Source organism: Neptunomonas japonica DSM 18939 (assembly GCF_000422765.1).
Taxonomy (GTDB): Bacteria; Pseudomonadota; Gammaproteobacteria; order Pseudomonadales; family Balneatricaceae; genus Neptunomonas; species Neptunomonas japonica.
Map to the genome: position 1 here is coordinate 56,067 of NZ_KE383917.1, position 22,913 is coordinate 78,979.

Annotated in this window: 25 protein-coding genes; 13 read left to right on the top strand and 12 right to left on the bottom strand. The window is 41.8% G+C overall.

Translation table 11 applies throughout. The features are described 5' to 3' along the window. The first annotated feature begins 107 nt into the window (after positions 1 to 107). Entirely contained in the window at positions 108 to 470 is a 363-nt protein-coding gene (locus G511_RS0120720; RefSeq protein WP_028471347.1) for a HopJ type III effector protein, read from the top strand. A 31-nt stretch (positions 471 to 501) separates the two neighbouring features. Here G511_RS0120720 and G511_RS0120725 read toward each other — a convergent pair whose 3' ends face one another. The 3 genes from G511_RS0120725 to dinB form a co-directional block, all read right to left on the bottom strand. Further along, complete coding sequence (locus G511_RS0120725) at positions 502 to 2,061, bottom strand: SulP family inorganic anion transporter (protein ID WP_028471348.1); 1,560 nt, start codon at positions 2,059 to 2,061, stop codon at positions 502 to 504. Between the two features lie 197 nt (positions 2,062 to 2,258). Next, entirely contained in the window at positions 2,259 to 2,816 is a 558-nt protein-coding gene (locus tag G511_RS0120730; protein ID WP_036552614.1) for a nucleoside deaminase, read from the bottom strand. 60 nt (positions 2,817 to 2,876) lie between these two features. After that, on the bottom strand, positions 2,877 to 3,932 hold the full coding sequence (gene dinB / locus G511_RS0120735; RefSeq protein ID WP_028471350.1) for a DNA polymerase IV: 1,056 nt from the start codon (positions 3,930 to 3,932) through the stop codon (positions 2,877 to 2,879). Between the two features lie 195 nt (positions 3,933 to 4,127). On the opposite strand from dinB, the gene olsF reads away from it, so the two are divergent. Beyond that, positions 4,128 to 5,870, top strand: coding sequence for a bifunctional ornithine lipid synthase OlsF (gene olsF, locus G511_RS23600; protein WP_036552617.1), 1,743 nt, complete (start codon positions 4,128 to 4,130; stop codon positions 5,868 to 5,870). A 67-nt stretch (positions 5,871 to 5,937) separates the two neighbouring features. Further along, the gene (locus G511_RS24075; protein ID WP_051222308.1) at positions 5,938 to 6,408 is read left to right on the top strand and encodes a DnaJ domain-containing protein; all 471 of its coding nucleotides are present in this window, start codon (positions 5,938 to 5,940) and stop codon (positions 6,406 to 6,408) included. On the opposite strand, the gene G511_RS0120750 is transcribed toward G511_RS24075, so the two are convergent. Then, positions 6,409 to 7,371 carry a hypothetical protein gene (locus G511_RS0120750; RefSeq protein WP_028471351.1) on the bottom strand — a complete coding sequence of 321 codons (963 nt, stop codon included), beginning with the start codon at positions 7,369 to 7,371 and terminating at the stop codon, positions 6,409 to 6,411. 81 nt (positions 7,372 to 7,452) lie between these two features. Between G511_RS0120750 and G511_RS23610 the strand changes: the two genes are divergently transcribed. From G511_RS23610 to G511_RS23625, 5 genes are all read left to right on the top strand, one after another. Continuing rightward, positions 7,453 to 8,046 carry a TetR/AcrR family transcriptional regulator gene (locus tag G511_RS23610; RefSeq protein WP_036552618.1) on the top strand — a complete coding sequence of 198 codons (594 nt, stop codon included), beginning with the start codon at positions 7,453 to 7,455 and terminating at the stop codon, positions 8,044 to 8,046. Positions 8,047 to 8,307: 261 nt separating this feature from the next. Next, positions 8,308 to 8,622, top strand: a complete 315-nt coding sequence (locus tag G511_RS23615) for an EF-hand domain-containing protein (RefSeq protein ID WP_036552619.1) — start codon at positions 8,308 to 8,310, stop codon at positions 8,620 to 8,622. Between the two features lie 105 nt (positions 8,623 to 8,727). Further along, complete coding sequence (locus G511_RS23620) at positions 8,728 to 10,125, top strand: sensor histidine kinase (protein ID WP_051222310.1); 1,398 nt, start codon at positions 8,728 to 8,730, stop codon at positions 10,123 to 10,125. A 30-nt stretch (positions 10,126 to 10,155) separates the two neighbouring features. Beyond that, on the top strand, positions 10,156 to 10,656 hold the full coding sequence (locus G511_RS0120770; RefSeq protein WP_028471352.1) for a hypothetical protein: 501 nt from the start codon (positions 10,156 to 10,158) through the stop codon (positions 10,654 to 10,656). A gap of 3 nt (positions 10,657 to 10,659) precedes the next feature. Next, positions 10,660 to 12,048 carry a sigma 54-interacting transcriptional regulator gene (locus tag G511_RS23625; RefSeq protein ID WP_036552621.1) on the top strand — a complete coding sequence of 463 codons (1,389 nt, stop codon included), beginning with the start codon at positions 10,660 to 10,662 and terminating at the stop codon, positions 12,046 to 12,048. Positions 12,049 to 12,050: 2 nt separating this feature from the next. On the opposite strand, the gene ybaK is transcribed toward G511_RS23625, so the two are convergent. Both ybaK and G511_RS23630 read right to left on the bottom strand, forming a co-directional pair. Further along, on the bottom strand, positions 12,051 to 12,524 hold the full coding sequence (gene ybaK / locus G511_RS0120780; RefSeq protein WP_028471353.1) for a Cys-tRNA(Pro) deacylase: 474 nt from the start codon (positions 12,522 to 12,524) through the stop codon (positions 12,051 to 12,053). Then, on the bottom strand, positions 12,521 to 12,781 hold the full coding sequence (locus G511_RS23630) for a putative quorum-sensing-regulated virulence factor (RefSeq protein ID WP_051222312.1): 261 nt from the start codon (positions 12,779 to 12,781) through the stop codon (positions 12,521 to 12,523). Before G511_RS23630 ends, ybaK begins: the two co-directional genes overlap by 4 nt. A 70-nt stretch (positions 12,782 to 12,851) precedes the next feature. On the opposite strand from G511_RS23630, the gene G511_RS0120790 reads away from it, so the two are divergent. Beyond that, positions 12,852 to 14,228, top strand: a complete 1,377-nt coding sequence (locus G511_RS0120790) for a methyltransferase (RefSeq protein WP_028471354.1) — start codon at positions 12,852 to 12,854, stop codon at positions 14,226 to 14,228. A gap of 24 nt (positions 14,229 to 14,252) precedes the next feature. Here the strand turns inward: G511_RS0120790 and G511_RS0120795 are convergent, their stop codons facing one another. From G511_RS0120795 to G511_RS0120805, 3 genes are all read right to left on the bottom strand, one after another. Next, on the bottom strand, positions 14,253 to 16,430 hold the full coding sequence (locus G511_RS0120795; RefSeq protein ID WP_028471355.1) for a tRNA(Met) cytidine acetyltransferase TmcA: 2,178 nt from the start codon (positions 16,428 to 16,430) through the stop codon (positions 14,253 to 14,255). 5 nt (positions 16,431 to 16,435) lie between these two features. Next, positions 16,436 to 17,179, bottom strand: a complete 744-nt coding sequence (locus G511_RS0120800; protein ID WP_245574237.1) for a GGDEF domain-containing protein — start codon at positions 17,177 to 17,179, stop codon at positions 16,436 to 16,438. A gap of 88 nt (positions 17,180 to 17,267) precedes the next feature. Further along, complete coding sequence (locus G511_RS0120805) at positions 17,268 to 17,873, bottom strand: DUF924 family protein (protein WP_028471357.1); 606 nt, start codon at positions 17,871 to 17,873, stop codon at positions 17,268 to 17,270. 242 nt (positions 17,874 to 18,115) lie between these two features. On the opposite strand from G511_RS0120805, the gene G511_RS24080 reads away from it, so the two are divergent. The 3 genes from G511_RS24080 to G511_RS0120820 are packed head-to-tail and all read left to right on the top strand — an operon-like array spanning position 18,116 to position 20,040. After that, complete coding sequence (locus G511_RS24080; RefSeq protein WP_028471358.1) at positions 18,116 to 18,958, top strand: hypothetical protein; 843 nt, start codon at positions 18,116 to 18,118, stop codon at positions 18,956 to 18,958. Beyond that, on the top strand, positions 18,955 to 19,578 hold the full coding sequence (locus G511_RS0120815) for a glutathione binding-like protein (RefSeq protein WP_028471359.1): 624 nt from the start codon (positions 18,955 to 18,957) through the stop codon (positions 19,576 to 19,578). Before G511_RS24080 ends, G511_RS0120815 begins: the two co-directional genes overlap by 4 nt. A gap of 15 nt (positions 19,579 to 19,593) precedes the next feature. After that, entirely contained in the window at positions 19,594 to 20,040 is a 447-nt protein-coding gene (locus tag G511_RS0120820; protein WP_028471360.1) for a YaiI/YqxD family protein, read from the top strand. A 34-nt stretch (positions 20,041 to 20,074) separates the two neighbouring features. Here G511_RS0120820 and G511_RS0120825 read toward each other — a convergent pair whose 3' ends face one another. After that, on the bottom strand, positions 20,075 to 20,650 hold the full coding sequence (locus G511_RS0120825; RefSeq protein WP_028471361.1) for a DUF1285 domain-containing protein: 576 nt from the start codon (positions 20,648 to 20,650) through the stop codon (positions 20,075 to 20,077). Between the two features lie 158 nt (positions 20,651 to 20,808). Between G511_RS0120825 and G511_RS0120830 the strand changes: the two genes are divergently transcribed. Next, positions 20,809 to 21,762, top strand: a complete 954-nt coding sequence (locus G511_RS0120830) for a hypothetical protein (RefSeq protein ID WP_028471362.1) — start codon at positions 20,809 to 20,811, stop codon at positions 21,760 to 21,762. 17 nt (positions 21,763 to 21,779) lie between these two features. Here the strand turns inward: G511_RS0120830 and G511_RS24085 are convergent, their stop codons facing one another. Then, positions 21,780 to 22,529: a retropepsin-like aspartic protease gene (locus G511_RS24085; RefSeq protein ID WP_051222314.1), complete on the bottom strand. Its 750-nt coding sequence runs from the start codon at positions 22,527 to 22,529 to the stop codon at positions 21,780 to 21,782. Further along, positions 22,530 to 22,904 (bottom strand): translation initiation factor Sui1, encoded by a 375-nt coding sequence (locus G511_RS0120840; protein WP_028471363.1) that lies wholly within the window; start codon positions 22,902 to 22,904, stop codon positions 22,530 to 22,532. Positions 22,905 to 22,913: the final 9 nt, after the last annotated feature.

Genomic DNA, 22,913 nt, shown 5'->3' on the forward strand with positions numbered 1-22,913 from the left:
TAGGTCGCTTTTTTATGCCTCTTAACCGTGATTAACGAACCTATCCATGTTACAAACAGCCTTTATTTTCATACAGATAGTTATTAATCATTAAAAGTGGAGCTCCTATGACACCTGAAATTTTTATTTCACAACTCATGTCTCAATCTAGCACATCAGGAAAAATTGATTTCGAAGACACCATGGCCGTCATCAATGAGCACTTTAATTATGTGCCTACCGCTTTTACTAACGGTCTAAGTGACAAAAAAGTAGCTAATGAAGCGGGTAAGAATGAAGGCTCATGCAAAATCTTTGCTTTTTCACAACTATTAGAGCTTGGCGAAGAGCAGACATTACGCTGCTTTGGTAGGTTTTATCAGGATGTTCTCAACACACCTGAAGGTGATGACCACGGTAATATTCGTAACTTTATGTGTGATGGCTGGAAAGGCATTCGCTTTGAAGGACAAGCGCTCACTAAAAAGTAAGCGCCCACCCGTTTATACAACCGACTTACAACTATGCGAGTCGGTCGTCTGCAATTTTATAATCAGGGTCTTCTATCAAGTTAACCTCAACCAGACTCCCCGCCTTCTCAAGCAACACGACACATTCTTGGCTTAAGTGACGTAAATGCAGCGTTTTTCCTGCTGCCATATAACGCTCAGCTACCGCATCAATGGCCTCAATGCCCGAATGATCCATTACCTGCGAGTCTTTGAAGTCAATAATCACATCATCAGGATCACTTTTAGGTTTGAAGTTATCTCTAAAGCTTTGCGCTGACGCAAAAAACAACGGCCCGTGAGAAAGGTAAACTTTTGTTTGTCCTTCGCTTTCAGTCCATGTTTCAAACTCAACATGTTTAGCATGCTTCCAAGCAAACATAAGAGCTGACATGATAACGCCCACCACAACAGCAATAGCCAGATCACTCATTACAGTAACTACAGTTACGGTTAAGACGACCAGTAAGTCTGCTTTAGGCACCTTGCCCCACAAGCGAAAGCTAGCCCACTCAAACGTTGCTATTACAACAATAAACATCACGCCAACTAATGCAGCAACAGGAATCATCTCTATAAGAGATGCACCTACGACAATAAACGCCAGCAAGAACAGAGCGGCAGAAATACCCGATGCACGACCTCGCCCACCTGAATTAATATTGATCATACTTTGACCAATCATGGCACAACCACCCATACCGCCAAAGAAACCTGTAACGATATTTGCAACACCCTGGCCCACACACTCTTTATTACCGCGCCCACGGGTTTCAGTTACTTCATCAATCAAGGTCAATGTTAGTAAGGATTCAATCAAACCAATCGCAGCTAAAATCACAGCATAAGGCAAGATGATATAAAACGTTTCAAACGTCATTGGTACGCTTGGAATACTAAAAGCAGGTAAACCACCAGCTATCGTAGCATCGGCATTACCTGTCATGTTGGCCAACACATCCTGAACCGTCCGCGTATCTAAATCGAGGAAAATAACCAACAAAGAGACCACTAAAATAGCAGCGAGTGACGATGGAATGGCACGTGTTAATTTTGGTAGAAAGTGAATAATCGCCATGGTTAAAGCGACTAGCCCTAACATCATGCCCATTTCACTGCCCTGCAGCCATTGAAACGCTCCCGTTTCATCAGCAAATTTAAACTGCTTCATCTGCGCTAAGAAGATAACGATAGCTAAACCGTTTACAAAACCCAGCATAACGGGGTGAGGCACTAAACGGATAAATTTCCCTAATCGGAACGCCCCTGCAAGCATTTGTAAAATACCCATCAACACCACAGTAGCAAACAGATATTCAACGCCATGCTGAGCAACCAAGCTCACCATAACAACAGCAAGAGCACCTGTGGCACCCGAAATCATTCCTGGACGGCCACCTATAGTCGCGGTAATTAAACCAACAAGAAATGCGGCATACAGCCCCACCAAAGGCTCGACGCCGGCAACAAAAGCAAAGGCAACGGCTTCAGGCACCAACGCCAGAGACACAGTTAACCCAGAAAGCACATCGTTTTTCATACTTTGAGTTTTAGATACGAGCAGTTGAAACATTCATAGCCCCGATTGAATTTTTTAAGGGATGTTTGAAATTAAAAATAATTTCTAGGGAAATTTAAAAGGCGCAAATTTTAACAGAAATGCATAGCACTGTCAGAAAAGACTCAACCATATACGGCATCTAAAAGCATTAGGCTCTCATAAAATCATGACAACTTTGTGGCACCACCCAACTCTGCTACAAAGTATAATTACGCACCGTTACTACGCTGCTGTAATAGAGCCGTGCGTAAGTAGGTAAGGTTATGCTGTGAGAGTTCCTTTGCTAGCTGACGTAGCTCAGGACTCACATGGGCATGATAAAACGATTGCAAACTCGCTAAGTTTTGCCAAGCAGGTGGCATACGGCTCATGTGACTCACCATGCCACCCGCAACATCTTCTACTACATACTTAACGATACCAATACCACTAAGCAATATGCGGGACAGACACATAGGACAAGGCTCCAAAGATACAACTAGCTTCAGCTGGGCCGCTGGGTACTCTTTTATAAAGCAGGCCTCATACCGATCAAGCACTCTCATCTCTGCATGCGCGGAAGAGCAAAACTGAGTAGAAAAAACAGCGTTCTTTTCTTCTATCAAAACCTGACCATCTGCATCTAACAACACAGCACCCACACCGTAATTTCCTGATAGCAGTGCACTCAATGCTAATTCACAACAACGAAAGCTAACCTCTTCATCACGAAAGTGTGGATTAATTTGATATTTTTTTACGAGTTGGACCAGTTCATCGATATCCATTATCTCTACCTTACTCTTAGTCGATCCTTACCCTAAATTTCATAGCGCTCATACGAGAGTTTAAGACCAAAAATCTAACTGTTGTAGCGACTCGGCTTCTTGGCCTTTTAAGCGAAAGCCAACACCGAGTAACCTGACAGGTTTGTTTACCCGTTGGTAGCCTTGGCTCATAAGAGCTGACCACAGCTCTTCATTATGTATTAAAGAACGATGCTCAATGGTTGTTTGGCTAAAGTCATTAAATTTAAGCTTAACGAACAAGCCTTGCATTGACCGTTGTTGCTGAAGCTTACCAAAGCGCTGTAGTAATTCGTCACTTAGCGCAGGGATATGAGATAAGCATTCATTCAAGCTAAGAAGGTCACTTGCAAAGGTATGCTCAACACTAATAGACTTTCTTACCCTATCTGTAATTATCTCACGCTCATCAATACCGCGGCTCAATTCATAAAGCCTTTGTCCGAAACGGCCAAAATTTTCAGTTAATTGGACTATTGAAAGCTCTCTCAAGTCGCCACACGTTTGTACATGAATTGACTCTAGTTTCTCCGCAGTTTTACGCCCCACACCAAAAAGCTTTCCAACCGGTAAGGTTTGCACAAAACTATCTACCTGATTGGGTGTTATTACGAATAAACCATTGGGTTTATTCCAATCACTGGCTATTTTGGCCAGAAACTTATTAGGGGCAACTCCTGCTGAAATAGTGATTCCCGTTTCCTCAAAGACTCTTTCACGCAGCATCTGCGCTATACGAGTTGCACTTCCTTGATACTCTTCACTATCAGTCACATCCAAATACGCTTCATCTAAAGATAAGGGCTCAATACAGCTTGAGACATCACGATAAATGGCCATAATTTGAGCCGATACTTTCCGGTATTTTTCCATCTGCCCAGGTATAACCGTCAATGTAGGGCAAAGTTTAAACGCATGTGCAGTTGCCATAGCAGAACGAACACCATATGCACGTGCTGGGTAGTTACATGTCGCTATGACCCCTCGCCTATCAGCACGCCCACCAATCGCTAGTGGAATATCTATATATTCAGGGTTGTCACGCATTTCAACAGCTGCAAAAAAGCAGTCACAATCACAGTGAATAATTTTTCTCATATATTTTTCGCACAACGGAACACATTAACTGTGTATAAAAACAGTATAACTAAAACTTTACATACCGCCTAGTGCCCGTTATATGAGTCAGGTGAACATAGTTCTTTCGTCACACCTTTGTCATTTTCTCGTCAAATAATTGCCACATAACTGCCATATTATTTTCTACATATTGTTTTTTGACAGGGTCACCATGTGATTAATGTAGAGCAAGTTTTAACCCATAAATATCCTGCTTTTTCCCAAAAGCCAGCACCCTTTCGCCGCTCAGCTGTTTATTGCTTACGCCGTTTAGTTCATGAAGATGAAATCAATACATTCTTAACTCAAAACCAAGGAGCTACAGGTTTCGAGTTTGTTGATAAAGTTCTAGATTATTTTAATTTCAGCTACAGTCTCAGTCATGCTGACAGAATGAATATCCCATCATCAGGCCGAGTTGTTATTGTTGCAAATCATCCTTTAGGTGCTTTAGATGGCTTAGCACTGCTTAAACTTATCGGTGAGATTCGCCGTGATGTGCGTATTGTTGCCAATGATATGCTAAGTAATTTTGAACAGCTCCATTCGCTATTTTTACCCGTCGATAATTTGGGACAAAGTACCCGAAAAAATGACATTGAACGCATTACAGGCTCTCTGCAAAACGAAGAAGCGGTGATTGTCTTCCCGGCGGGGGAAGTTTCTAGAGCGGGCATGACAGGCATTAAAGATGGAAAATGGAATAGTGGATTTTTACGCTTTGCACGCAAAGCCAATGCACCCATTTTACCTGTTTATTTAGGCGGAAAAAACTCCCCTCTTTTTTACGGCATGTCTTATATTAATAAGTCACTATCCGCACTGCTCTTACCTAGAGAGATGTTCAATAAGCAATCGGTCATCATTCCGATTCGTATAGGCCAAGCAATTCCGTATAGCCACATAGATGCCGTTCCTGTCTCTACCGCCGAAAAGACCAAGCTTTTACGTAAACATTTATACCGTATAGCAAAACGCAAAAGCCCTCTCTTTATCACAGAAAAAACTATTGCTCACCCTCAAGACCGACGTATACTAAAACACGAACTCAGATCATCAGAGCTTTTGGGTGAAACAGCTGACGGAAAAAAAATATACCTATTTGACTACCGTCCCGACTCAGCCGTTATGCAAGAAGTAGGAAGATTACGAGAAATATCTTTTCGCTGTGTTGGTGAAGGCACCGGCGAGAAAAAAGATTTAGATAAGTATGATCACTACTACCGACATCTGATTCTATGGGACGAGGAAGATCTCGAGATCGCTGGGGCGTACAGGTTAGCAGAAGTACACAAGCTCATTCATGACCCCGCAAGCCCTCTCTATAGCGAAACCCTGTTTCAATACAATGATGCTATGGTTCCCTACTTTGAACAAGGAATAGAGCTAGGACGCAGTTTTGTACAACCTCGTTACTGGGGAAGGCGAAGTTTAGATTATCTATGGTATGGTATCGGCGCATATTTGAAGAAACACCCTGAGGTACGCTATATGTTCGGCCCAGTGAGCCTAAGCAATAGCTACCCAAAACCCGCTAAAGATATGCTGGTCTGGTTTTACCAACATTATTTTGCTGCCAGTGCCCAATTGGCAAAAGCCAATATGCCCTATAGATTATCAGGCGAAGAAACAGACAACTTACATACCCTGTTTTCTGGTAACGATTACAAGTCTGATTTTAAAATTCTTAAAGAACAGCTGGACTATTTAGGTGTATCAGTCCCCACACTTTATAAACAATACAGTGAACTTTGCTCTGCTGGCGGTGTTTGCTTTATGGATTTTGGTATTGATGCCGATTTTAACTATTGCGTCGATGGCTTAGTAATGGTCGATATGCATTTTGTTAAAGACAAAAAATACCAACGATATGTAGGCGCTCGGCTACCAGCGCATGAAAAACCAGTAACAACATAACCTAAAACTTCCCTAAGAGAGCACTGCGCGATATTCTGTAATAACTATTAGAAACGCTGAGTACATAATGAGTCCTGTAGTTATTATCATTTTAGGAATAATTCTGATCACAGGAATGCTCTGGATAAAAGCATTGCCTGCACAACGGCGCAGTTTTGCTCTTTTTAAACTAGTGGTTTTACTACTAATAGCCATCATTGTGATTTTGACAATCACAGGGCGTCTTCATTGGATAGGCGCATTACTGGCCAGTTTTTTTCTTCTCTTTAAAAAATATAATTTTATTTTCAGGGCGCTACCTTTTCTAAAACACTTATTCAAAAGCCCAAATCAACGCCAAAATGAAAGCTCACAAAGCCGTTCAAATATGACTCGCCAGGATGCACTAGACATTCTGGGGTTAGCTGAAGGCTGCACTAAAGAAGATATTATTAAGGCGCATAGAAAACTCATGCAAAAACTTCACCCCGACCAAGGTGGCAGCGACTACCTAGCGGCTCAAATTAACGAAGCTAGATCCTTACTCCTAGAAGAATAATTACTCTGAGCGCTTGAGTGAAAGACCCGCTCGCCCAAATGCTGCAGAGAAGCCTTCTTGCACAAACTCACCAGAGCGCGCTCTTTTCAATAACAAAACTGACTCCTGCTTACGACCATCTTGCTGCGTAAAATGAAGTATTAATTTATCGCTGCTTTTCCATTGCCAAGTTCCCTGCATGACAATGAGTGACTGACCATTACGGTAGTCCAACAACATAAATACGGCATTTTCAGGAAGTAAATCCAACACAACAAATGCTTCGTTATCAGTCAAAACATTGCTATAGCGACCCAATAAAGCTCGGTTAGTTAAATCACCCTGTCGAGCACAACCTTGAAAAGACTTACCATCCAAAGTCATACTTGCGCTCCAGCGATACCAAATATTCAGAACATCAGTACATGATTGATCACGAACTTCTAAACGGAATGAGTGAGACTGGCCGTTAGTATTTTCAAGTGAGCTTTCCCAAATACCCTGAACACCTTCGTATTCATCGATAGGGAAGTTTAATGTTTGTAATGTCTCATAAGATTGAACGCGAACTCGATCAGGCAAAATATCGGCTAACCATGGTGGATTAACCCCTTGCGCACGAAAGCGAATAGCAGATAAATTAACATGACACATTTTACTGCCACCACCTGCAATCATCACATCATCCACCCGCCATACTAAATCAACACCCTGCTCAGCTTTTACCTCCATATATACAGGAAGCTCCACACTTGATGACTGGGCAGAAAATCGTTTAGCTAATAACCCTCGTGAGTCATTTAACCGGCGGCGCTCTTGGCTATAACAAGGAGTCATAGCAAATCCATCACCGTCTTTACTTACCACTCCTCTTACAAACTCAACCTCAGTGTTTTGGGGTTTTATACCAAGAGAATCTATACAACCTGATAAGAAAAAAGCAGTGAAAACACATAAAACAGAAGACTTATTTATTCCATTCATGGTTGACGAAACCCTTTCTATGTACCATAAATTAAACTTAATAATTTTTCTAACACGCTACTAACTCAGGGACCATGATAAATGGCAAGACCAGCAGAGTTTGATAGAAGCGAAGTACTCAATAAAGCCATGGAGGTTTTTTGGCGCACAGGGTATAACGCCACATCGGTTACTGATCTTGTGCATGCGACTAGTCTTAAACCAGGATCCCTATACGGAGCATTCAATAGTAAACGGGGGCTCTTTCTTGAAGTTATCGATAATTACGCGAACCGCAGCTTAACACGCATCAGCGAATGTATGGAACAATCAGATTCTGCCATCGATGCTATTGCACATTTTTTTTCCCGCATATGCAAAGAAATGGAATGTGATGAAATAGGTAAAGGCTGCCTGATGGTAAACACACTTCTAGAGCTTGCCACAGAAGACGACGACATCAGAGTTAGAGTCACTGAATACTTAAACCGGATAGAACACCATTTTTATCTCTCACTTGAAAATGCTCGCCTACGAGGTGAAATAAAGTCAGATACTGACTGTGATAGCTTAGCAAAAATGCTAATGACTGGAATTTGGGGACTACGCGTCATGAGTACCACACGACCAGACCCTGTCATCTACAAAGGTATCATTAGCCACTTGCTTGCTTCACTTGAAGGAGCCAGGTACTGAAAAAATAAAATGCAGTTAAATACAGTACTTAGAAAATTAAAACGTCCTTTTAAAGAGACAACATAAGTACTTGTAATATATATATATTTAAACACACTATCCTAAAAAGACTCTTATTAGAGACACTTTTATCCATAGCACTTTATGTTCTTTCTATTAAACCACTAAAAAAACCCATAAATCATTGATAATTAACAACTAACAAACAATAGGCACAACATCTGCTATCTCTGTCATAACTTTACTGGCGGAGACCCTTCTATGCGTTTAATTATTGCCCTTACCATCTCGTTCATGACAACCGTGCCACTATTAGCTGAATCTTCGCAGTTAAACAGAACAGTCCCACAAGAATATTTAAACCCTGAAGCTCTCTTGAAGAACCTAGATAGTAATAATGATGGTCGCTTAAACTATTTAGAAGCGATGGCCGATAGCGAAATTTCTGATCGTTTTCTTCAAATGGATACAAATAAAAATGGCTTCCTAAGTTTAAACGAGTTGTCAGTACCGAAGAAAATGGATGCCAACCAACTGAAAGTATTGCTTACCTTCGCCTCTCTTCAATGCATCTAGAGGAAAAGAAAGCACATAGGTATCACTATTAAGCATCTACATACTTAACCTAAGGCTAAAAATTAAGGATAATCAACACATCAATAGCACAGAGAACAAGGTAATATGACGCTCCTCACACGAGCCTTACAGCTTCGCTCACTAAAACAATGGGTGTTTATTGCCTTCTTTCTGGTTAATGTGCCTATCGGCTTCATGCTGTATAAAAGCAGCATGGTTCTGGAAAACCAATTACAACAGAGTTACAGGCTAGCGCAAATCTCGCTCGAGCTCAGCCAACAAAATAACTCACTCGAACGTTTAGCTGAAGATATTGTTCGTGCTGCTACACAGTTTCGTATTCTCAAAAAAACTGAGATACAAGAACGTTTAACTGATCAGATTGAAAGGTTCAATAATCACCTATCTATTCAAATGTTTATTACAGAACAGAATCAAAAACAACAGAAGTTTCAAAACCTGTTTGCGGCTATACAAAAAGACCCTTTCGATGAAACAATTAACGAGTTACCGCAACTCACACGCGAGCTTGCAGAAGAGAGCTTTAACAAAGCAGGTATTGAGTTAGCAAACCTGCAGGAACAAGCACGTATAACCAGAGAAAACCTGTGGTTGCAAACAGCTTTCTTAGCTGTGGCAACATTCTTGTTTATGCTATTTTTATCAAGCGCTATTACGCGACCAATAACAAAACTTACGAGTCGTATAGAAGCTATAGGCCGCAGAGAAAATTTACCCAAAAACCCAATAAATGGACCAAAAGAAATTGTTCAACTAAACAATCAACTTCTTTGGTTAGACCAGCATTTACTGCAACTAGAACGACTAAAAAGAGAATTTATTCAGCATATTTCTCATGAGCTAAAAACACCGTTAACAACATTACGTGAAGGCGCGGACCTATTGGCTGAAGAGGTGCCAGGCACACTCAATGAGCGCCAGCACCATGTTGTATCACTTCTTCAAAGTAGCAGTATTAACTTACAAAGATTGATTGAACAACTACTGGACTATAACAAGCTCCAACAATCTCACACCTTAAAAATTCAGCATGTGGATATCTGCAGCATAATAATGAAAGCGATCACTCCGTTACAGCTACTCATCTCGGAGAAATCGATAGCACTAACACTTCCAAAAACGTCTTTAGCTGTACAACTCGACCCTGACATGCTGCACCGAGTACTAGGCAACTTAGTTTCTAATGCTATTTACTATACCGACAAGGATGGACATGTCACAATTGACGCTTATGCATCTGAAAAACAGCTAATCATTGATGTCGAGAATAATGGCTCTCAAATCTCAGCAAGCGATGCAGAAAATATTTTTGAGCCTTTTTATCAAGGAAAAAAGAAACGCTCAGGTCCATTAAAAGGCTCTGGTATAGGGTTAAGTATTGCAATGGAGGCAAGTAAAGCCATGCATGGCGAGCTCAATCTAAGAACGAACAGAGAAGGTGAAATCGTTTTTCGCCTAGAACTACCTTTAAAACCCATATAATTTAATTATCGTTTTGAACAAGCTACTTATATGACTAAGCACTTTTTATTATTTACATTTCCTCTACTTTTTTTAGGTGGCTGCCACCCACTGCCTAAATTTATTCAGCCAGTCCAAGTACCTCAACCTAACTGTTTTTTACCAGAAACAGCACTAAACCAATTTTTAGAAGATGAGCACCAATTCATCACAGCGGATACGGCACAACAGAAATTAATTTTAGACGCATCCAAAGACTCTCTTGAACGGCAAGCAAACATACTCAGCATTGCGAGGAATAAAGTAACATTAGAGCAGTCACTTCCTCTGTTCGCACAAATTCCACTATTACCTAATAAATCTTGCACTGCAGATCGCTATCTTTATCTAAGGTTCAGGCATGTTCAGGCAAACTTAGCCGCGATTGAAGAGAAAGACTTTATTACTGCTCGGTTAAACGCTGCAAAGCTCACTATAGAAAAGCAACAGCAGCAAATTGATGCTCTCACTCAGATTGAACAAGCCATTACCCGTCAACGTGAGGAACCTTAAATCATGACGCAACTTCCACGAATCCTTCTAGTCGATGACGACAATGGTGTGCTATCGCTGCTAACAATGCGCCTAGAAGCATCGGGATACCAGGTGCTTTCAGCCTCAAGTGGCGAAGAAGCATTGCGTCTATTACCTACTGAACGTGTAGACCTTGTATTGACTGATCTATGCATGGACGAAATGGATGGTCTTGACCTTTTTAAGCATGTGCAACAGAACTGGCCTGGGCTACCTGTCATTATCATTACAGCCCACGGTTCTATTCCAGACGCGGTAGCGGCAACTCAACAAGGTGTTTTTGGCTTTTTAACCAAACCCATCGATAAGACACAGTTACTCGATACAGTAAAAGCGGCATTGGTTTCGGCTGAGCGGCGACGAAATACAAAATGGCGTGATGATATAATCACCAAAAGCCCGATCATGCTACATCTACTAGATCAAGCGCACCGAGTGGCCGAATCTGATGTGAGCGTCCTTATCACAGGCCCCAGCGGCAGTGGTAAAGAGTTAATGGCCCGCGCTATTCATCAAGCTAGCCAACGAGCAAGTAGCAAGTTTATAGCGATAAACTGTGGAGCCTTACCTGAACAATTGCTTGAATCTGAGCTTTTTGGACATACTAAAGGCTCTTTTACTGGCGCTATTTCAAACCATCAAGGTCTTTTCCAAGCAGCTCATGGCGGCACACTTTTTCTTGATGAAATAGGTGATATGCCACAGCCCCTGCAGGTAAAACTACTCAGGGTATTACAAGAAAGAGTTATTCGCCCAGTAGGATCTGTCGATAATATCAAAATTGACGTGCGTATTATCTCCGCAACTCATCGCAACTTGGATCAAGCGATGCAGAGTGAAGATTTTAGAGAAGATTTATACTATCGCTTGAATGTCGTTAACATCGAGCTACCTCCTTTACGAGACCGGCCTGAAGATATTCCTGTACTAGCAAGACACTTTCTCGCTAAAGCAACACACCAACATAACCGTAAAGTACGAAACATTTCACCAGGAGCCCTACACTTATTAGCCCAAGCAGCTTGGCCGGGTAATGTAAGGCAGCTTCAAAATGTTATGGAGAAAGTGGTTGCACTAAGTGCTAGCCCAGTCATATCAGAGGGCCTAGTTGCAAATGCTCTGTCTAACCAAGACCTTGTCATACCGTCTTTCAACGAAGCTCGAGCTGACTTTGAAAAGCGCTACCTGATTAAGTTGATGCAAGTTACTGAAGGCAATGTGACACACGCGGCTCGTATTGCTCAACGAAATAGAACCGATTTTTATAAACTTCTCAATAGACATAGCATCGAAGCAGCGGAATATAAGCCAGCAGCTATTGCTGCTGCCCAAGCCCAGGCTGATTTAATCAAGTCTCGCCAAGCCAGTTGATTTTAACGGCTAATATTTGCAAACCTAGCAGATGTAAGGATGGCAAGGTCCCCTGCAGACATCTCAATCTCTAGACCTCTTCTTCCAGCACTCATAAAAATGCTTTCATAACTATTTGCCGACTCATCAATCACAGTCGGCAACACTCTTTTTTGCCCCAATGGGCTGATACCTCCTGCGATATAACCCGTAATGCGCTCAGCCGCAGCAACCTCAGCCATCACAACTTTCTTCACTTTCAAAGCGGTGGCCATTGCTTTTATATTCAGCTGCCCACTCACAGGAACAACAGCCACCGCGAGTTTCTTCTGATCCCCTTCTACTGCTACCAACAAAGTCTTAAACACTTGAGCTGAGTCTTGGTTCAATAGTTCAGCCGCCTCTTCGCCATAAGAGCTACTTGAAGGGTTATGCTGATACTCATGCAGCTTATAAAAAACCTGCGCCTTTTTAACAATATTAATCGCAGGCGTCATGATTTTTTCTCTGACGAGAAACGCTCATACCTTGATGACGGCTCTTTCAATGGTTGCAATAAATACTCCAGTCCGTTGAGCTTAATTTCATATAATGTACGTAAGAGATCACCCAGCTCACCAGATGGAAACCCTTTCTTTTCAAACCAACATATATAAGGTTCTGGAAGGTCTACTAAGATTCGTCCAGCATATTTCCCAAAGGGCATTTTCATTGTAGCCAGCTTTTTAAGCTGTTGAGGTTGAAAAGACATCATAAGTTGTATCGTTGCTATCCACTAATTTTGAGTACAAAATGCATCCCAAATTCACTTCTGATAATGCGCGATGAAACAAACCGAACAAACTATCAGTAAAGCGATGACTTTACTAAATCAAGGCAAGTACGACTCAGCACATAAAATTTGTAAAAGAATTATTGCTCGTGCGCCACTGCATTATCAAGCAAATTTACTGCTAGGTGTGATTGCCCTCAACACCCATAAGCTCAGCATTGCAGAAAAGCACTTACAGCTTGCCCAGAAAAACGCCAAAAGTAAGCACGACAAAGCTCAAGCACTTAGCAACTTATCCTTGTCATTGAGCTATCAGCAGCGGTTTCTTGAAGCTTTAGAATATATTAATCAAGCGCTAAACCTTAAACAACAAGCTCTTTTCTACTGCAACCGTGCGAATATTTTTGAGCAACTTTCGCGCTGGTCAGAAATGCAGAAAGATCTGATGATAGCTATTTCGATCTCTCCTAATATTCCAGAGGCTTATATTAGTTTAGCACTAGCTAAACGACACCTTGGTGATTCGAATACGGCCTTAGAGTTACTGGAGCAGTGCCCTGAATATACCGAACAAGATTGGCTCAATGAGTGGGCTTTATTGAGCGGTATCAATAACCGTATAGATAAAGTAGAGGAACAACTTAGTATTTTAAACCTCAGCGATGATGCCATGATTTCACTTGGAGATTATGCACTAGAGCAGAACTACCCTGAAATCGCACAAGCGCTCTATTTGTTAATGCAAAAGAAACGCCCTAATCATGCAGCTCTTAATCACCAACTCAATGCATTACAAGGCATTTCTTCCACACAAGCACCACGCGAATATATTGAATCACTATTTAACAGTTGTGCTGACCAATTCGAAGACCGTCTAGTAAACCAGCTTCTGTACACTTTGCCAGAACAGATGGTAAAACAATTAGCCGGTTTTTTACCAAATACTGCAATATCTGTGGTTGATCTTGGTTGCGGGACAGGATTATTAGGTAAGGCTTTATCATCTAAAGCATCTATCTCTTCACTCACTGGTGTTGATGTCTCGAAGGTAATGCTCGAACATGCAGGTAAAACTAAACTCTATCATCAGCTCATACACGATGATGTTCTGAGCAATCTACAGGCCACTAAAAATACTGATCTCATTATGGCCGGCGATGTGCTGATCTATATAGGTGAGCTTACCTCACTCTTCAAATATGTCAGCCATGCGCTAAAAGATAATGGTATCTTTGCGTTTAGTGTTGAATCTTGCTCTACGCATTGGCGGTTAGACAAGTCCGGACGCTACCAGCACAGCGCAAACTATATTCACTCATTATTAAATAAAAATAATCTTTCGTTAGAACACTCAACCATATGCGATCTTCGCTTAGAAAAAAACCAACCCGTTGCAGGTGAAATCTTCATTTTGAAAAAGCATGGATAACTATATAAGTTGCTACCTAAGCAACTAGTTAAGCAGACCTTCTCGCTGAGCCTTCTGATAAAGGAAGCCTGCCGCTAAACGAAGCGAGTTCAATAGTACTTTACGATTTTGTAGACCGATATCATCTATTATTTGTTGTTCACTTTTTTGTTGAATAACGCGCTCTTCGAGCAAGTATTTGATCTGCTTACCTGTTGAATCGATATCCCAAAGATATCGATATCGCTCTGCCAACCGAGCAAAAATGTAAGCACTGCTTTCATAAGCGCGATAATGAAATGCAAAACCGGATAAGTCATACCACTCTTCATGCTCTAAGCGGGCAAACTCAACAAGCATGGGGCGCTGAACGCGAGCTAAAATATTGTTATCTAATGCCTGAAGCCACTCGCCTTGCAAATACAGAAAGCGTTTTTGAAATTCACTTTGCCATCCACATATCGCCTTATTAGCATCAGCCGATAACCCCTTAAGCACAAGGGTTGCATAAGAACCACTAACAGGATCACACTGCGTCCCAACTCTAGTAACTTGATATCCTTCAGCTTGCCAAAAATCAAGCAGAGGCGCTGTTGCGGCAAACGACGCCCCAATCATATGGTATTGGCTGTTTTCTATCGAGTGCTCAACTGCATGCAATAAACCAGCAGCTATACCGCTGCGCCGATATTGATCACGTACAGCAATACGCACAACTCGCAGCACAGTGAACTCAGTCGCATTTAAATAGCCCTCCTGAGCAACCAGCAATTGGGGGATTAAATGCCCTCGAGGCCTGCGCCGCCCTTCCCATATATGCTGTACAAGCTCTCCTTCAAGCCCTCCCTCCTTGGCGACAAGGCAAGCCCCAACAATGCCCTCAACTGTTTCAGCAATCCAGATTTGTAAATTAGGACTATCCAGCATGATTCTTAGGTCGCCTGGAGTTGTCCGGTAATGCGCGTTGATCATTAAACCAAACAAAGCTCGTAGCTGGTCTGGATTATCAACAAGCCATTTAGAATCAACACAGCGATACTGAACTACTGGACGGCTTTGCTTCACTGTTTTTTCTGGTATTTTACGATTCAAATAACCCGTATCTAAAAGCAGAAGCTTGTTAATAAAAGGTTCTAACGGATCGTGCTCAGACCAACGAATTGGCTTCTCAAGTGAAAAACAATGCAGCGCTTTAGCTCGGCGCTTCAGAATAGATAAAAACCGCAGAACAAACCCTTGCCCGGTGCCTTCATAACCTTGAGTCGTCGTGGCGAATACTATTTTTGAGTACTTCTCTAAAAAGCCAGTTAATAGATTTACTGGAATTCCGGCAGCTTCATCCACTAACAAAATATCAGCATCATTGTGCTCACAACAAGCATCCACAGGTTGCTGGAATGTTAAATGCATTTGCTGTTTTTCTTCAATAACTTGATAACGCGTCCGATGAAAGCCCTCAGCGGCCGATGCATGTTGAAACAAGCTATCAAGCGCATCAGCAGAAGGCGCTGTCACAACCACATTACGCCCTTGACCCAACAAATGACACGCTATGATCCCCAGCGCAGCAGACTTGCCCCTACCTCTTGCTGCAGTTAAAACACAACACTGCGGCCCAGACAGAGCAAAATACTGAGTAACTTGATCAACAACCTTATGTTGATCAAATAGCCCCACGTCAGCTGAAACATGAGGTAAGGAAGACGGTAACGGTGACAATAAACCACCGGCTTGATCAAAACGCGACAGGAAACGCTCTTCATTAAAACAACGCTTCATATGCTCAAGAAAGTAATTACCCACCTGTAAACTTGTATAGGGTTCAACACGTAATCGTTGCTTCTCGGGATCATCAAAAAAACTAGCTAATTCAGGAGGTGGGCTCAAAAAAACGAATAGCCCGCCACCTTTCAGCAAACCCGAAATCTGGCCTAACGTATCAGGATTAATACCACTAAAACCATCATAGATCAGTAGGTCTACTTCCTGGCCTAATAAACGATGTGCTTGATGAATAGGGCAAGTAACCTGCCCTTCCCACTCGCGAGATGAAATAACAATACAGCGCAGAGAATCATTGCTTTGAATATAGGTAAGAGCTTGTTCAGCTGTCCATTCGGGAGAGCCTGTTAACCAACAGGGGTAACGAATATTTCCTTGCTCTGCCTGAAACATCAACCGAGCAAGAAGCGTTTGAACACTATTCGGTGCTGAGCAAGACATATAGATCAATAAGAATAAGTTACTGAAGGATTAACATGCTGCTCTGCATCTGAGCACACCTGATTTCCACCGCGGGTTTTGGCATTAATCAATAGCTGTTGAACGCAAGCTGTTGCTGTTTCGCAGTTTAAATCAGATGTTGGTTGAAACGTGCATAAGCCAATACTCACCGGGTGCTTAATGTCTAACTGCTGAAGTCCTTTCAAGCATCGGTCAGCTAGCTGTAAAACTAACTCATTCGTAGCCGGTAAGATAAGACCAAAGGTCGTTGCATCCACTTTCGCTACCATATCGCCTGGGCGGCAAACCGCATGAATAAGATTTTGTGCCACTTTAACGGCATCCTGCTCTTCCAGCTCCTCTATATCAAAGCCGACATACATTAATGTCAAGGGAGTGAACTCTCTTACACTGCGACGACACTCTATATCAACTCTCACTCCAAACTCATGAGGATCAGGTAGGCCTGTTACTAAATCTTTTCCGCTACTAATAAGATCAAGACGCACCTGAAGCTCTTTATACTTCTTTAAAAACCTTATTAATAGAAAAACTAAAACACCAGAAGCCGCTGATAGTCCCCAAAAAATCCACAACAAAGATTGAGACGATACTAATGCCAGCTGGAGAGTTAGCACTGCCAATAAAAGACAAACCATAATACATACTGCTAGCACCAATGGCTTGATTACACCGTTTTGGCTTTTTGGCGCGTGGGCGTCAATTTCATGAAGCTGTAAATTTTGCACTTTTGGCAATTCAGTTCCCGTTATTTTGCAATTCAATATAGGCCAAGTATAACGCAGATACCCTTACTTCATAACTAGTGCTAAATGCTTATTGTCCCCAACGGTTATGAGACTGGTGCAAATATGCTAACTCTTCTGCTGTCGACTCTCGCCCCAATACTTGATTGCGGTGTGGAAAGCGGCCAAAACGAATAATCATATCCCGATGTTGTGATGCAAAATCAATGGCAAAATCAACTCTGTGGCGCTCCTTTAGCGGCACCTCAGTCAATAAGTTTTCTAACCGGCTAATGCATAAATCCTGATCTTGTAATGATTCGCTATGCTCCAATGGCATATAGAAGAACATGCGCTCAGAAAACTCTAATGCATCATCATGCCCACAACTAAGGCTCTCAAGAACAATATCCCTAGTAATATGATCTCCTTTAAAAGCTTCCGCCATGCCCCGATACATATTACGTGTAAATTGATCAAGCAAGATGACTAACGCAAGCCTCCCCCTTGGAGTGCCTTTCCAACTATCTAACTCACCCCGTAATGCAGCATTAACTTTGGCACCAAAGAGTTTGTCAATTTCTCTATCAAGCTCAGCGCCACCTTGCCACCAAATGGACTCCCTATTCATTAGAGGGAATCCATTTTCAAGATCGCCAAACCAAAACTGTAACACCTCATCAATGTCGACTCTCATGCCCCTTCTCCGATGAAAAACGATTAATAGCGTATAGGTTTTTCAAAATAAGCTTTTGCCAAATAAAAAGTACATTGCTAAGCAAAATATACATGCACTTATGTTATATGTTTACCTTAATAAGGTTTCATCAACAATACAGCTAAAATAACTATTCTGTGTTGCCACCCTTTATTCAAGACCGAAACTGATTTAGAGTCATGTAATACAATGGATTTTTACATCTATGAGGAATAGGAAAAATGACTCGTACAGTACTAGTTTTAGTTCTTTTAGGTCTCATCATAGCAGGCTATTTCTATTTACCTCCTACAGTACCAAGTGCGACCGATAACGCCTTAAATACTGAAACGCAATCAGCACAAAATGCCAATCCAAGTAAAACCGTCAGTAGCAAAGAACGTTCTCAAGCACTCACTCATATTAAAAAAATCACCAACCATTCTGAGAAAACAATTGATGCCTCAACAGCCAGTCATTTTGTCACAGAGGATCAATTAATTAAGCTACCAGATACAGCAGACGCTCGCCTTTTAGTTAAAAAAAGTGGTGACATCAGTAACAACAAAACGGCACAAACTTTTGGCGTTAGCATCCCTGTATTCAATCCAAAAAATAATACGTTGACTGACAAAGAGCAGCCAACATCTATAACTGATACAACACCCATTGGTACTCAGATTAAATTAAAAGAGCTTTTGGACCAATCAGATAGCAATGGAAAAAAAGTGTTTTATATACACGCAGTTAATCAAAAAGACGAGCAAGGCATTTGGGGTATCATGCAAAATGGGTTAACAGAAACGTTTGCTAAAGGGATTACATTATCGGATAACAAAACCCTCATTCAAGCGACTATTCCAGAAGAGGCAGACGAGACCCTAACAAATAAGAAGAGTTCTTTTCTTGGCAAATTACTTCATGAGAAAGTAGCGACTACTCACATCTATAATTTCCAGCAAGGCCTACTTGGGCAGAACCCAGATTTGATTACGCCAGGGCAACAATTGATTATTGTGACCTTTACTGAAGATGAGCTACTTAATGTGTATAAACACTATAGCCAACAAGGCCAATCAGAATGATCGACCTATATACCTGGGGAACACCTAACGGCAGAAAAGTCTCGATTATGCTTGAAGCCATCGGTGCCAAGTATCAAACTTTCACTGTTAATATTTTGAAAGATGAGCAGTTCTTACCTGATTTTATTAAAATCAGCCCTAACAATAAGATCCCTGCCATTGTCGATTCAGAAGGCCCGAACGGCAAGCATATATCGCTTTTCGAAACGGGAGCAATCCTAATTTATCTAGGTGAAAAATCTGGAAAATTCATCCCCACAGAACTCATCAAACGATACGAGATGATGGAGTGGCTAATGTGGCAAATGGGCGGGTTTGGCCCCTTTCTTGGCCAAGCACACCACTTTAATCGCTTTGCCCCAGAAGAAGTGCCTTATGCTCTAGAGCGTTACAACAACGAAGCACAAAGATTATGGAGCGTACTCGATAAGCGCTTATGTAACAGAGAGTATGTCGTTGACCAACTGAGCATCGCTGATTTTGCAATTTACCCTTGGGCAGCACGTTATGCATGGCAAAAAATCGCTCTAGAAGATTACCCTAATGTAAAGAACTGGATGCAAAGAATGTTAACATTAGAGGCTGTTCAAAAAGGAATGATGATTCCTGATAATAATTAAATTAGCGGAGTAATTATGCACATTTGGGTTGATGCAGACGCTTGCCCACGCGTCATTAAAGATATTCTATTTAGAGCTGCAGAACGTACTAATACAACAATGACATTGGTGGCGAACCAACTCATTAGTACTCCTCCCTCACCATTGATTAATGCTATTCGTGTACCTGCAGGCTTTGATGTGGCCGATAACTACATTGTGCAAAAGCTATCGGCAGGCGATTTAGTTATTACCGCCGACATCCCCTTGGCTGCAGAAGTAGTTGAGAATAAAGGTATAGCCTTAAACCCACGAGGGGAGCTCTATACATTAGAAAATATTCGACAACTGCTTTCCATGCGTGACTTTATGGACACATTACGTAACACCGGCGTTGAAACAGGTGGACCGAAGTCATTTAATGAGCAGGATCGTAGAACATTTGCTAATCAGCTAGATAGCTTACTCGCTAAAGCACGATAAGATACTACCCTGTTAAGGCCTTAGAGCACGAGAATTACTCAACATTGCCTAAAACGTAAGTCTCCCCTGCGCTATTAATCACCACCTGTGTAACACCATCGCGTTGCTCCTCATGAGCCTTTTCAACAAGAGTATAGAAAACTGATCGTGTGATCAGGCCTTCCATACCAAATCTCACATAGAGATAAGGAGACGGCTCTCCAGTTATAGGATCTGTCTCCACTCGAATCGGGTTATCAGCACTGGCTATAACTCTATCTCCTGTAAGGCTTATAAAGCATAATGCCTCACCAAGTTCATGGGCGACTGTCTCTACATGAATAAAGTGAAAAGGCACATCATCAACTTGAATGCCGATTTTTTCGACAGGCGTTTTAAGATAATAAGCTTCATCTTCTTTCCATAAAACAGTCGAAAATAGTTTAACCATCGCAGGACGACCAATTGGCGAGCCGTTATACAGCCACTGGCCATCTCGTAAAATACGCATATCTATATCGCCACAAAAATCTGGATGCCACTTATCCACTGGTGGCACTCCCTTGCCCGATGCTTTATCAATTTGCCGACTGACTTCTGCAAAGTCAAAAGTTGGTTTGGTTACGTCCATTATTCGCTATTCCTACTCAATACATATAGGCCATCATCTATCCTCCATTAAATTATCTCAACTTATATCGAAAAAATTTCATCCATTTATACAAACACATGAATCCTATTCACTGTTAAACTGGCTCCATATTAACGATTATCAAACGCTAGGCACTTATGAACTCATCATTGAAAGACCGTTTCTCAGATCCACAGCGTGGCGTTTACTTTATTGGTACGACTCCACCAAGGGATAACACACCCTCTGATCAGGTTAGCGACATCGCTGATAAACTACTGGGGCGTCTTTCTGCCATCGATTTTGATGGTGTTATTGTCTATGACATACAGGATGAGAGTAGCCGAATTGATAAACCTCGCCCGTTTCCCTTTATGCAAACACATGATCCACGAGATTACTCTCGACTCATTCGTGAAAAGTCACAGCACCCTGTTATTACCTATAAAAGCGTTTCGCAACGAGACCGACACGACTTTGAACAATGGCTAGAAGAGGCATGGAACAACTACGGGATACGCGATATTGTCATGGTAGGCAGCCCATCTTCCGAAGGCAAGGTTCAGCTATCGCTGAATGATGCGTATGAAGCGCTCACAGAACACCAGCTAGATTATAATCTTGGCGGTGTCACTATTGCAGAAAGGCATGCGAAAAAAGGTGATGAGCATCAGAGACTATTGAAAAAGAGTGCTCAGGGGTGTTCATTTTTTGTTTCGCAGGCCGTCTATAACCCACAAGCAACTGTTGATATGCTGAGCCGCTACGCTCGTGAATGCAAAGAACAAGGCATTACACCACAGCGAGTCATTCTGACGTTTACACCATGTGGTAGCGCTAAAACATTAGAGTTTATGGAGTGGCTCGGTATATCCGTACCAGAAGCAACCAGTTATCGCATTCTGGATGCACATAACCCGTTAGCAGAATCAATTCGGATCTGTCGCAGCAACTTAGAACAAATTATTGAAGCGTGTATCCCTTTAGGCATTCCTTTAGGATTAAATATTGAGAGCCTTACTAACCGGAAGGATGAGATCGATGCCGCTATTCGTCTTTTCAAACTACTCAAAGCCACACTAGATTTGAAGCTAGCAGAGAATTCACTCTAAGCTAATAGCAGAAAAACTCAAGGCGTGGACTGTGCTTCTTTTAGCAGCACTTCCATTGCCTTGTAACGTTTCGGATCCCATATAATAACTTTTCTATCAAAATCGACTTCATATTTAACATTCATTAGAAAATCCATTCCTAATAGACCGTCAAATTTTCCTCCAGGCGACTTATTATCAATCACAAAAGAGCGGATATTCTGTGCTTTAAAAGGCCCAACTTTTATTCGATCAAACTCTATACTACTAACTTTAATAACCCCGCCACCAGCAACACGAGCATAACCAGCAGCTTCACTCATTGCATCAAGGCGCGCTAAAGCATCACGATGAAACACGGTACCACTGGCACCCGTATCCATCAGCATATGTACCTTGGCTTCCTTACCGTGATAAGTCACAGAAACAGGTATCAATATCTGATTTTTCTGTATTTTCACTGGTGTTTCCATCTGCGCTAGCATTCTCTCAAGCCTGCGAATTTCTGAGCGCACTTTCATAGAAGCTGATGCTTTCTTGTTTTTTTCAGAGAAGTGACTTGTATTGTTAACTTCGTCAGAAGGCATCTGGAGCTGTATTTGGTTTTTATATTTTTGAGGAACCTGACTTAGACTGCCAACAAAAACGCGCTTGCCATTGTCATCTGTGTATTTATAAATTTCTGCTTGTGACTTGCCCATCATCATAAGGAGTAAAATAGCAATCATACTCAATAAAATAGCGGCCATTCTTATTTGCTGACAGCGCCTGCATTTTTTCTTAGGCATTTAACCTCCGGCAAGTTTCACTGTGTAATTGAGCTGTTCAAGTAGAGACTTGATACTCTCTCGGTGATCGCCCTGAATTTCGATAATACCACCCTTCAATGCTCCACCTGTTCCACAATGCTGCTTGAGACGCTTCGTGAGCTTTTTCAGTTCAGCATCAACTAACGGAACACCTGATATCGTTGTTACACCTTTGCCTTTTCGTCCTGATGTTTCTCGCCTAATACGAACAACACCATCTAAAGAAGCAATACGATCAGTATCGGTATTTTCTTGGCAACAGCATGCATCTTTAGGCTTTCTGCAATTCGGGCAAACATCCCCCGCTTCAGTTGAGTAAACCAGTCGACTTAGTTGATTTTGTAATGAGGCCATATTTTCGGT